The 12,775-nt window shown below is 38.3% G+C and carries 9 protein-coding genes; all 9 read left to right on the top strand.

The annotated features are described in order from the left end of the window. Window positions 1-121 precede the first annotated feature (121 nt). The 9 genes from NSQ85_RS00960 to NSQ85_RS00920 all read left to right on the top strand — a co-directional run bounded on the left by NSQ85_RS00960 (window position 122) and on the right by NSQ85_RS00920 (window position 12,516). A complete protein-coding gene (locus NSQ85_RS00960; protein WP_003045927.1) occupies window positions 122-310 on the top strand; it encodes a competence regulator inhibitor paratox in 189 nt (62 codons plus the stop codon). Window positions 311-490: 180 nt separating this feature from the next. Then, on the top strand, window positions 491-2,239 hold the full coding sequence (locus NSQ85_RS00955; protein ID WP_340780942.1) for a type IA DNA topoisomerase: 1,749 nt from the start codon (window positions 491-493) through the stop codon (window positions 2,237-2,239). A gap of 1 nt (window position 2,240) precedes the next feature. Next, a complete protein-coding gene (locus tag NSQ85_RS00950) occupies window positions 2,241-4,085 on the top strand; it encodes an ATP-dependent Clp protease ATP-binding subunit (protein ID WP_340780941.1) in 1,845 nt (614 codons plus the stop codon). A 92-nt stretch (window positions 4,086-4,177) separates the two neighbouring features. Beyond that, window positions 4,178-4,525, top strand: a complete 348-nt coding sequence (locus NSQ85_RS00945; RefSeq protein WP_000791789.1) for a TrbC/VirB2 family protein — start codon at window positions 4,178-4,180, stop codon at window positions 4,523-4,525. Between the two features lie 10 nt (window positions 4,526-4,535). Continuing rightward, the gene (locus NSQ85_RS00940; RefSeq protein ID WP_340780940.1) at window positions 4,536-5,609 is read left to right on the top strand and encodes a hypothetical protein; all 1,074 of its coding nucleotides are present in this window, start codon (window positions 4,536-4,538) and stop codon (window positions 5,607-5,609) included. Window positions 5,610-5,628: 19 nt separating this feature from the next. Next, window positions 5,629-6,411, top strand: a complete 783-nt coding sequence (locus NSQ85_RS00935) for an LPXTG cell wall anchor domain-containing protein (RefSeq protein ID WP_003045938.1) — start codon at window positions 5,629-5,631, stop codon at window positions 6,409-6,411. A gap of 30 nt (window positions 6,412-6,441) precedes the next feature. Continuing rightward, entirely contained in the window at window positions 6,442-10,743 is a 4,302-nt protein-coding gene (locus tag NSQ85_RS00930; protein ID WP_340780939.1) for an SspB-related isopeptide-forming adhesin, read from the top strand. A gap of 95 nt (window positions 10,744-10,838) precedes the next feature. Continuing rightward, window positions 10,839-11,273, top strand: coding sequence for a single-stranded DNA-binding protein (locus NSQ85_RS00925; protein WP_003045942.1), 435 nt, complete (start codon window positions 10,839-10,841; stop codon window positions 11,271-11,273). Window positions 11,274-11,376: 103 nt separating this feature from the next. Beyond that, window positions 11,377-12,516 carry a glycoside hydrolase family 3 protein gene (locus NSQ85_RS00920; protein ID WP_340780938.1) on the top strand — a complete coding sequence of 380 codons (1,140 nt, stop codon included), beginning with the start codon at window positions 11,377-11,379 and terminating at the stop codon, window positions 12,514-12,516. Window positions 12,517-12,775 lie beyond the last annotated feature (259 nt).

Genomic DNA, 12,775 nt, shown 5'->3' with positions numbered 1-12,775 from the left:
CTATGTATCAGATACCCTTAGCAATTGCTGAGGGTATTTTTGTGCTGTGTTTAACAATTTTGAAATTTCCTGCTGTATTTAAAAATTTCTTTACGAATAATTAAGTAAGGAGGTGGAAAGTATGTTACATTATGATGAATTGAAGCAGGCTGTAGATAATGGTTATGTTAAAGGGGATGAGGTTAGTGTGGTCAGAAAAGAAGGGAAGATTTTTGATTATGTTTTACCAAATGAACCTGTGAGACCGTGGGAAGTTGTAACAGTAGAATCCTTATCTGAAGTTCTGTCTGAGCTTTCTGAGTCTGAATAATTCTGGTATCTCACATTTGTAAGGTACTCTCATCTGAGAGTACCTTTTATTGTACATAAAATGGCACAAAAAGTTATATAACTTTTTTGAGTTGGCATACCTATCCGATACTTTGTCCGCTTAACGCAAGAATTGCCATTATCCCTTATGATGAAATTACTACAGGAAAGGAGAGAAAATATGGTAACAGTTATTCTAGCTGAAAAAGAAAATCAAGCTGCTGCGTATGCGGAAAGCCTTGGTTCGGCTAGTAAAAAAGGTAAAGTACACATTGTTAAACAAACCCCTTATTTTTCAGATGAAGTTCACATTATTGCTGCTGAAGGGCATTTATTTGAATACGGATTACCAGAAGATAATTGGGATTTAACAAAATTGCCCCTGATTGACGTTTCTTTTAAGCAAACCTTGAAACAAGATAAAACTTCTAAAGATATCTTCAAACAGATTTACCAGGAAGTGACATCAGCTGATCAAGTCATTATAGGTACGGATTCAGACCGTGAAGGAGAGCGGATTGCTTACTCAATTCTGTCTCATATTCCTGATGGAAAGAAAAAAGTCATCAAACGCTTATGGGTCAATTCATTGACAACAAGAGCACTACAAAAAGCCTTTCAAAATCTAAGGGAACCGCTAGAGACTTATAACTACTATCTAGAGGCCGAGGCACGTGCACAATCAGATTGGTTGGTCGGGATGAACCTATCGCCTTTAGTCACCTTAGAATTACAAAATAAAGGGAGACTTCCTAAAGGAAAAGGCAATAGCTTATCCGTTGGCCGTGTTCAAACACCAGGAGTACGTTTAATCTGTGAGAATGAATTGGCTATTCAAAACTTCAGACCAGAAACATATTGGAAGCTTCGTTTAGAGGACAAAGATTTAGGAATTACTTTTTCAAATAAAGAGAAATATTCTGATAGTGATATTGTCTTATCAACTTCAAGACAACTTCAATCTGTCTCTACCATTTCTTCAGTTGAAACAGAAGAAAATCAGGAGGCAGCACCCTCATTATTTAATTTATCGGATATTCAGGGGATAGCGGCTAAACAGTGGGGATTTGATTCTTCTAAAACAGAAAGTTTGATTGAAGGTCTCTATCTAAAAAAATATCTGTCCTATCCTAGAACCGATACTCGCTTTATCACGGAAGATGAGTTTGACTACTTGAAAAACTATTTGAAGAGCTATCAAGAGGTTGTTAATTGCTCTTTTGAGGCAGTAAATTTAAATCCTAGGGAAGATTATGTTAATCCAGAAAAATTGGATAAAACAAGCCACTACGCTCTTATACCAACTGAAAACATTCCTAATCTAGTGACTTTGAAGCCAGATGAGCGGTTAATCTATGAAGCAGTTGTTCGCAGAACTCTTCTGATGTTTGCGGCAGATTGTCGTTATTTAACGACAACAGTTGAAGTGGAAAATCAAGAATTAGATTTCAAAACGACTGGACGACAAATGATTGACTTGGGGTGGGTCGCTTATAGTCAGCAAAAATTAAAAGCAGATGTTGAGCTACCTGATTACCGCGTAGGAGATCAGATTGAAACTAAAACAATCATTGTAGAAGGAGTGACTAAGCCTCCTAAGAGAATTACTGAGAGTCAACTGATTAGTGAGATTTTGCCGAAGTATGGATTAGGCACGCAAGCAACCAGAGCTGCTATGCTAAAAACAATTCAGGATAGAGGTTATGTGACCAAAGATAAAAAGACAGGTCAGCTATTCCCAACAAATAAAGCCTATCTCTTGATTCATTACCTTTATGATAATGAATTCGCTAGTCCTGAAACGACAGGAGGATGGGAGTTGTTTCTCTCTCAAATTGGTGAGGGTAAGATTAACCCACGTGAGTTTGTCGATGCCATAAAAGAAAAGTTGGTGAACCAGGTTGCTGCTGCAAAGGAAAGGAGTGATTGAAGTGGACGATGAATTGAAGACCCCCTATCTTGATAAATACACTGATAATTTGTCAGCTAAGGTTGCTAAAAAATCAGATGATTACCAAGTTTATGGCCGTGATAAGGAAGTAAAAGCGGTCATTATCTCTCTTCTCAGACGAACTAAAAATAATCCTATCTTGGTAGGAGAAGCTGGAGTTGGGAAAACAGCTATTGTGGAAGGCCTAACGCTTGCTATTATGCGTGGTCAAGTTCCTGAACCTTTAAAAAGGTTAACAGTTCGCTCTCTGGAACTCTCTAGCTTGATGAGTGAAGAAGATGGTGGCTTTATTGCCAAGTTTAAGAAGATTATTGAAGAGATGGTTGCGACACGTGGCCGTAATCTTCTCTTTGTAGATGAATTTCATACTATCGTTGGTGCCGGTAGCCAAGATGGTCAAGCCCTCGATGCAGGAAATGTGATTAAACCAGTTTTAGCACGTGGGGATATTCAGCTTATTGGTGCGACTACCTTAGATGAGTTTCATGACTATGTAGAGACTGATAGAGCCTTGGAACGTCGGATGCAACCAGTCATGGTAGAAGAGCCCACCATTCCACAAGCCATATCCATTATTGATCAGGCCAAAATAATTTATGAGAAATTTCATGGAATTCAAATTTCTTCTGAAGCTGTGAAACAAGCTGTACGTTTATCTGTTCGTTATCTAACAGATCGCTTTCTGCCAGACAAAGCTTTTGATTTGATTGATGAAGCAGCAACCATTGCTTCAGCTGAAGGAAAAGACAGTATTACAGAAGAGGATATTGCCCAGGTCTTGAAGGATAAAACTGGTATTCCTGTCACTACAATATTAAAAGGTGATCAGGAACGCTTAGATGGTCTGAAGGAAAAATTAATGAATCGTGTCAAGGGGCAAGAGGATGCTATTGATGCTATTGTGGATGCTGTCACTATTGCTCAAGCTGGATTGCAAGATGAGAATAAACCGATTTCGTCATTCATGTTCCTGGGCCCAACAGGTGTTGGTAAAACAGAGTTATCAAAGGCTTTAGCTGAAGCGCTCTTTGATGATGAAAATGCTATGATTCGTTTTGATATGTCTGAGTTCAAAGAGAAAGAAGATGCAGCTAAACTGATTGGTAATCGTGCAACGAAAACAAAAGGGCAGCTGACACAGGCTGTAAAACAAAAGCCTTATTGCGTTGTATTACTAGATGAGGTTGAAAAGGCTGATGGTGAAGTTCTGGATCTTTTTCTTCAGGTGCTAGATGATGGTCGTTTAACAGATAGTTCAGGACGTTTGATTAGCTTCAAAAATACTATTGTCATAATGACCACTAATATTGGAGCCAAAAAGATTATCAATAAATGGGAGTTGAAGGGGAGTTTCCAGCATTTAACAGAACGTGATAGGCAACAATTTGAGAAGTCAATGATTAGTGAACTTGAAACTGAGTTTAGACCAGAGTTCCTTAATCGTATTGAAAATAAGCTTATCTTCAATCTTTTGGAACGAGAAATTATTGAAAATATCGCAGAAAAAAACTTGTCTGAAATTGAAGATAGAATGAGGCGTCAAAATATGACACTCTCATATGAGCCTAGTTTAATTCAGTATTTATCTGATGTTGGAACCGATGTAAAAAATGGCGCACGTCCCTTAGAGCGTTTGATTAAAAGAAAAGTTTTAGCCCCAATTTCAGCTAAAAGTCTTTCTTTAGATAAAAGTAGGCAAACCTACAATATTCATCTATGGGTTGAGGGAGAGGCACCAGATAGCCAACATCGAAAAGATTTGAGACAAATTCAGCTAGATGTTGAAGGAGAAATTGGAGAAGAAGTTGATGCTCTTTTCAGCTGAAAAAAACTTTTTTCCGATACTTTGTCCGCTTAACGCAGGAATTTTCATTATCCCTTACACTAATAATGTCAATAAAATAAAGGAGGTCTTCTATGAAGAACAAGTTGACAAATTTTATCAGTGAAGTGAGGACTAAAAGCAAAGGGTATTTGCTTAGTTTATCGCTCTTTTTATCAGGAGTCCTGACGAATACCGTCTATGCGGATGATCCTTTTGCCAAAACAGATGCACTAGCTCAACAAGGTATTTCTAAAGTTCAAGGAATTGGTATTGTAACTTTGGGATTAGCCGTTGTTGTCACTGGTTTAATCTACGGTTTCGGTGGTCGTGAAGTTAAAGCTGCAATCAAAAAACACTGGGTAGCAATCGCAGTGGCAATTATTGCTGTTTCTGCTGGTCCAAGTATTGTTGAATGGGGCTTTAACTTTGTGAAAGGTTAAGGTGGTTGCTATGGCATTTATCCCTTTTAAGAAAAGCAATAAATGCTTAGTAATAGATGATCTATTTCTTGAGGTAACTTGGGAAGAAGGGAAATCTCCAGAAGATGATAGTGAGTTGCTTGGCATTATTGAAGGGCTGGATCAACAGTACCTGGACTTTGATCATACAATTGAAGAATCATTGCCTTATGTGACCTTTTATCAAGCAGAATTGCTATTTCAAGCGCTAAAAGATGCTTATGGGCACATGGAATTGAAAAAAGTGGCTATCTGTCATTTGAAGGGTAAAGAGGCTATCTCAGAAGGAGAAGTCTTTGCCAGTCCATTTATCATTGATCAACGGTATCAGAATTTACTCTTACCGCTGATTCAATCTATTATGACAGGTTCAGATTTCCAAAACTATACTTATCAAGAAAAGCGTGAGTATTTTGTTAATCAAATTTACCCAGCTTATAAAGCAAGTTTAGGAATTCAGGAATCAGCCTTACCCCTTTTCCCAGAAGAAGGAGAGCAAGTGTTGGCTCCCTTTACTCAACATCAACAAGTACCTAATATTAATGTTGGTGCTACTCCAAAAGCAGTAGTAAATGTTGCTGATCAGAAATCTCTGAAAAAGGTTTACTTGCTGATGGGGCTTTTAGCAACTTTAGCTATTGGAGGAATCGTTTCATCTGTTATTGCATATACGCAACTAACTAAGCAAAATGAGCAAGTTACTTATCTTTATCAAGAACTGAAGAATACTCAGAATGTCATTAATGAAGAACATCAGATTGATGTGTTCAGTCATTATTTCTTACCAAATTATTATTCTGGTAAGAAAGAAAATCTTGAGGAATTTCTTTCTGATGGAGATGCCAAATATACTGTTCCCAAAGAAGGAACTTTACAGTCAGTTATTCTTGAACAACTGACCTATGAACCAGAAACTAAAGAATATCAGCCGACTTACGTTCTATCAGTTAAAGAAGGTGATAAAGCTAGAAGTATTCGTTTAAGTTTTACTGCTAAAAAATCTGATTCTGCAAAATATGGTTTTGTTGTGACAACTGAACCTAAAGAAGCAGACTATATCAAATAAAGAAAAGGAATAAAAAAACATGAAAAAGAAACAATTATTATCAGCACTTGCCTTATCAACACTTGCGTTAGCTCAAGCTGGATTTGTATCAGCTGATGAAGTAACACCAGTTGATCCATCAGCGCCTTCAACGGAAGTTGTAACTCCAGTAGAACCTTCTACTCCAGCAGTTACAACAGATACAACTGTGCCAGTAGATGTTACAACAACAGAACAAACAACACCAGTTGATCCCACAACTCCATCAACTGAAGTGACTCCACCTTCAGATGAACAAGGTAAAGATAATGCAGGCGATAACGTAGATGTTCCAGAACCAGCGCCTCAAGGAAAGGATAGCGCAGGTGATAACTTGGAAGTTACTGATCCAAGTCAAGGAGAACAACCAGCTCCTTCAGGTGAACAAGGTAAGGACAATGCAGGAGAGAACCTAGATGTGCCATCAGAACAACCAAAGACAACAGAGCAAGCCAACCAACAAGGAGTTTCTCAAGTAGGAACTGTTTCAACTTCCACTGGTCAGGTCGTGCAAAATGTTACGCCTGATGCCCCAGTACAAACTAACACAGGTGCCTCAATTGTTAGCACACAAAATGGTCAAGTTGTTCTTAGTGATGGCTCTACTGTTGCCCCTGAAGCGATTGGAGCAGTGACTAATACTGATAAAACAATCACCGTAACTAAAGCAGATGGTACGAAAGCGACACTTCCTGAAACAGGTGAAGCAGCAAGCTTCTTAGCGGTCGTTGGTACTGGTTTGCTGGGCTTGGTAGGATTTCTTTTCAAAAAGAAATTAGTTTAATAAATTAAAACGGAAATAAGAGAAAATAAAATGACAACAAACAATACTAAAGGACATGGTTACTTCCGTAAGAAAAAATGGGCAAAAGGTCTTGTATCAGGAATTGCTCTAGCAGGAGCAGTAGCCTTCTCATCAGGTGCAGTTTTAGCTGATGAAGTGACTTCGCCAGTGACTGAATCTGAAGCAACAACAGTTGTTACACAACCAGAAAGCACTAATGATAATAATGCTTATGCAGCACAAGCAAACACGTCAACTGGAACTCAACCAGTAGCTATTGATAATAGCACTGTTGAAGCAGCTGTACAAACTGCTACAGAAACAGGAGTAGCGGTCACAAAAGAAGCAACCGTTGATCAAGGTACAGATACAAATAACACTGATTTGGACGCTTCTAAGGCTGATATTAAGTCAGATCAAGAAAAGCAAGTTAAAGAGATTAAAGTAGCTACACAAACACAAGCTGACAATAATGCGGCATATAGTGAAGCACAAGGTGCTATCGATGCAAATAATGATTTTGTAGAAGATGCAAAAGGTAAGCATGAAAAAGACACTACGGTAACTGTTACAACAGATGGTTCAACAGCCACAGATGGTTCAGCTGCCAAAAATAAACAGGCTACTGAAGTGGCTAAGAAAACCTTAAAAGGTAACCAAGAAAGTGTTAAAACTTACGAATTAAACAAAGCCACTTATGATGCGACAGTTGCAGAAGCTAAAACATTAAATCAAGCAGTAGAATCAGCTGCTAATGCTCTTAAAGATAAAGGTGTTACAGTAACTACAACTGAAAAAGTTGTTACTTCGGTTGCAGAAGTAGAAACACTACGTAAACAAAATGAAGCAGCGATTGCTTCAGCTGAAAAACAAATTACCCTAAACACTGCCATCTTAGCAGCACATGACAAAACTAAAAAAGCCAGTGATGCTACAAATGCGGATGCTGATAGCAAAGTTACAGATCTTAAAGAAAAAGGTGTTACAGTAAATGTAACTACAACAGTAGTTTCTTCAGCTGAAGAGGCTGAAACACTACGTAAACAAAATGAAGCAGCAGCAACTTCAGCAGGTAATCAGGTAGCTTCAAACAACGCCGTCTTAGCAGCGCATGACAAAACTAAAAAAGCCAGTGATGCTACAAATGCGGATGCCGATACTAAGGCTAAAGAACTTCAAGGTAAAGGCGTTAGTGTAACAACTGCTGAAAAAGAAGTCTCTTCAGCAGAAGAAGCTGAATCTATCCGTAAGCAAAATGCAGATGCCGTTGCTTTAGCAGAAAAGCAAGTCACTTCAGATAATGCTATTTTAGAAGCGTATAATAAAACTAAAAAAGCTAGTGATACCACAAATGCGGATGCCGAAGCTAAAGTTAATGAGCTTAAAGGTGCTGGGGTTGTCGTAACGACTTCATCAAAAGAAGTTTCTTCAGCAGAAGAAGCAGAAAAAATTACTTCTCAAAATAAATCTGCTTATGATCAAGCAAAACAGAAACAAGCAGATTGGCAGAAAAAATATGATGAACTACAATCTAAAACAGGCACAGAAGGCTATACAAAACAAGTTGTTCTTCAAGCACTAGATTTATCAGCATCAAACCCACAGGCAACACATGGCTCTTCTGCTGCTGGTTCTCAAATTGTAGGTACTCGTGATATTGGCTCTACAACAGGAAGTTCTGGATATGGACGTATTCTTGACTCAACTGGAGTTTTCAAGTATGCGAATGTTGACAAAGGTTGGACAACAGAAATTGATTACACTAATCTTAAAGGTTTAACTGTTACGACAACTGATGGTCAAAAGCATGATATTTCACGTATCCACCGTACTTTCCAACTGGTAAATACTGGAGCTACAGGCTTAAATGATGTTTATATTCCAAACGATCCAACGGAAGGTTTCATTGTAGCACGTAACAATGGTACAGGCAGTTATTCAGATTATATGAATTTCCTTGTTACAGATTCTTATTACTACACTGTAAATGGAAAAGAAGTTGTGTACTCAGCCTCACAAGACACACCTATTACTTTAACTTATTCATCACTTAATAATAACCCAATTGGTCGTGAGGGGGCACGTGCAACAGGTGATGGAAGTTCAATGGTTGAAATTAACGGTTCAACGGTTAGCGTTCATGGTGACCAATTTGCATATTCTGACAACTATAACCGTCAAGAAGAAACAGGACTTAACTGGGACACAACAGATTCCGCTTACCAATACAAAGGAGCTGCGATTGGTGTCTTCACTCAAGGTTCAAGCTTTACGACTGAATTTGTGCAATGGGATGGGCCAGCTGATCCAGCAGGTCAAACTTACTGGTTTGCGATTAATACTCGTGTGGTAGCACCAGTTGTTGAAACACCAACAAGTGCTCGATTGACCAAAACTACGGTCAAACCAACTGAAGTTAAACCAATTAGTGCTTCACTAATTAAAACAACAGTTAAACCTTCTGAGGTTAAACCAGTTAACGTTTCCATTGTTAAGACAACGGTTGACCCTGTTTCCCCTGATCCAGTTTCAGCTGAATTGGTTAAAGCTAAAAATCCTGAGAAACCGACTCTTGAATTAACCAAACTAGCTGATACTAAAAATCAACAAGTATCCGTTGCTTATCATGATTACAAATTGTCCTATAAACCGACGGTGACTAAGACTGTTACGGACACTGATAAGAAAAATACAGATGGTGCAACAGTTGCTAAAAATACTCCGCAAGTTTATACTCTAGACCACGATAATATCTATGCTAATATCAAAGTTGGAGATACTATCACTATTGTGGATCCTTTGGAAGCAGGTGCTACACCAGTTGTTGCTGAAAATGAAGCTGATGCTCAGGCAAAAGGTTGGACAGTCAACTACGATGAAATTCAAGAAACTTACACTTACACAGCTGTTTACCAAGGTAAAAAACTTGAGGCACCAACGATTAAATGGGTTCCTATCTACGATAAAGCATTCTATGATAACACTTATAAAGTGTTCAAGAATGATTATGAGGCCTTTTCAAATACAGTAACGACTTATACCCCACCAACTCCAGATCCAGTTAAATCAATTACTGATAACTCTGGTGCAGACATTAATGGTGCGAAAACATTTGACCGTAACGTTAACTTCCATTTGACTACAGACTACAGCCCATACACGAAAGTAACAGCCTCAACTCTTGCGATTGCTAAGGGCTTTGCGATTATGGATGATGTTCAAGATGGTGCCTTTACTGTAAATGAAGATGGTATTACTGCAACAGCTACAGATGGTACAGATGTTAAAGACTTATTTACCATGTATCATGTTCTTTCAGATGAAGCTCGTACAGAAGCTATCCAAGCTATCTTGGACAATGCTAATCTTTCTCCAGTTGGAGAGTTCTATCTCTGGGTAGCTAAAGATCCAGCTAGCTTCTACGCAAACTATGTTAAACAAGCTAAGAACGTCACAATTGATCTTCCAGCACGTTTACTTGTTCCAGAAGGAGAAGTAGTTGAAAATGACTTCTACCAAATTGATTTTGGAAACAGCTATCAGTCTAATCTTGTTACTGTTGAAGTACCAGATGTGACCCCAGAAAAACACGCTTTGGATCAAAAAGATGATAACATTATCTTAGATGATCAAACGGTTCAAATTGGTGAGTACATTCGTTATCTTCTTGATGGTGTAACTGTTCCAGTGAAACATGATACGTTGTGGCAATATGATGGTAAAGATAAGCTTGACATTGCACATGACCGCTATACTGGTAATTGGAAAGGTATTATCAAAGGAACTGAATATACAGCTAAAGAAGACCTCGTACTAACCTATGATGTAACGCTTGAAGATGGGACACTTGTTAAAGCTGGTGATACTATCAAATCTGGTTCTAAGTATGCCTTTACCTTTGAATTTGACCAAGATACTAATAACGATTTTATCAAGAAGATTGTAACAGTAACTTGGGACGATAAAAAAGGTGAATGGGCATACAGCATTGATGAGGAATTTCTCCGTTCACTTGGTGTAGAGGGAACCTTCGATGCAGACTTCTACCTAGAAGTAGAACGTATTGCAGCAGGTGACGTTGAAAATACTTTTGTAAATATTGTGAATGGCAAAGAGATGACTGCAAAAGTCACAACTCACACTCCAGAGCCACCAAAACCAACTCCACCAGCTCCAAATACACCAGCTCCAAATACACCAGCTCCAAATACACCAGTTAAACAAGCTAGTCTTCCTTCAACTGGTGAAGCAAGTAGCATTCTTACAGTATTAGGTGGATTCCTGCTTTCTGGATTAAGTTTGGCAGGCGTTCGTAAACGTAAAGAAAACTAATTCAGGTAACTGAAAAGCTCGTATATAACAAAAATTGGCCACAAGAAGAATACGTTATACACTTGTGGCCTTTTATTATCAAGGAGGTTAATAACATGCAAGCATTTATTGCACAAGGGCGAGTGTCAGATATTCCATCTGATGCAGTTGGTAGAACAGCTAATGGGCATGTCAGCTTTAAGTTTGATTTTGCCTGTGATTCTAGCTTAAAGGGGAATGATGGAAAACCGTTGACGAGTTTCTTCCACGTGCAAGTTTATGGTAAACAGGCTGAAGTTATGGCACAAAGCTTATCAAAGGGTTCTCCAATTTTAGTTAACGGAGAAATTGTTCAGCGTCCTTATACGACTGAACAAGGACAACGTCGCAGCTATCAATACATTGCTCCAAATCAGCAGAATGGCATTACTTTCTTAGAAGGTAAAGAAGCGGCTCAAAGACGTAAGCAAGGAAACTTTAATACTTCTCAGGTAGCACCTCAACCAACGTCGGCTTATCCAGAACCAATGGATGCAGATGAACCCTTTTAAATAATGGTAAAGCATTCAAGGACTCACCTTGAGTGCTTTATTTTTTGTAAGTGTGTTTTTGTGGCTAGATACATGATATAATAGATTTGTTATGAGAAGAAGATTGAAACCTATTGTTGTTTATGTATTCTTCCTGTTTATAATAGGTGGACTGATATTTGCGAACCATCAGAATAAAGTAACATCAGAAAGACGAACAGAAAAGAATGTGATAACAACTAAAAACAAAAAAGAAAATCAAAAAACTAAGGTAGTTCAGAATTTATTAGCAGCTATGACTTTAGAAGAAAAAATAGGTCAGCTATTTTGGGCAAGAGTACCTTATGGCAACCAAATAGAGGATATTCAGACCTATCACTTAGGGGGGTACATTTTATTTGGTAAGGATTTTGAGGGGCAATCATTAGAAGGTATTAAGGCGCTAACGGATAGTTACCAGTCAGCTGCTGAAATTCCACTGTTAATTGGATCTGATGAAGAAGGGGGAACAGTAACACGTATCAGTTCTATCCTAAACGCTCCTTTCCAGTCGGCAATGTCTCTGTATCAAAGTGGAGGGCTTGAGGCTGTTGTTGCTGATACTAAAACGAAAGCAGAGACACTAAAATCAGTTGGAATCAATGCTGGCTTATTCCCAGTTGCGGATGTAGCAACGGATTCATCAGCTTTCATTTATAACCGGACAATTGGAGAAGATGCCAAAACAACTGCTAAGTATGTCAAATCGGTTGTTCAAGAACTTGACAAGAAGCAGGTTGGATCCACCCTAAAGCACTTCCCAGGTTACGAAAATAATGGGGATAGCCATACAGCCATCATTCGAGATGACCGCTCTTTGGAAGCATTACGCCAATCGGATTTCCTACCGTTTGAAGCAGGGATTTCTGCTGGCGCAGATAGTGTTTTAGTTTCACATAATATCTTATCTAAGCTTGATAATGTACCATCTTCAATCTCACCTAAAATCAATAAGATCCTGCGAAAAGAATTAGGCTTCAATGGTGTTATCATGACAGATGATTTGGATATGGCAGGATTAGCTAATTTTGTTAATCAGGATGAAGCAGCTTATCAGGTGATTTCAGCTGGAAATGATTTGATTCTAGGTTCTTCTTATCATACGCAAATTCCATACCTACTAGAGAAAGTTTCTTCAGGTGAATTGTCTGAAGAACGTATAGATGAATCCGTTAAACGAATTTTATCCTGGAAGTATGAACTAGGAGTATTAAATAATGAATAGGAGAAAAGTATGCCAATAATTTCGAAAAAAATAGACGTGAGGTATTCGCGAAACTTGGAGAACTTTTATCAGAGGATACAACTCAAGAGATTTTAACTGATAGGATCCCTGTATTAACTGAAGCCAAAATAACCAGTCCAACTACTGAAACTCAAGTGAACCAGATAAATAATAATCAACAAAACGATTCTGATACTTTAGATGAATTAAAGTAAATCTAATAGGTAACTCAAAAATATAGGAAGCATCTCGTTGTGGA

The sequence above is a fragment of the Streptococcus sp. FSL L8-0526 genome (assembly GCF_038007145.1).
Classification (GTDB): Bacteria; Bacillota; Bacilli; order Lactobacillales; family Streptococcaceae; genus Streptococcus; species Streptococcus thermophilus.
This window is presented reverse-complemented; position numbering and strand designations above follow the sequence as displayed.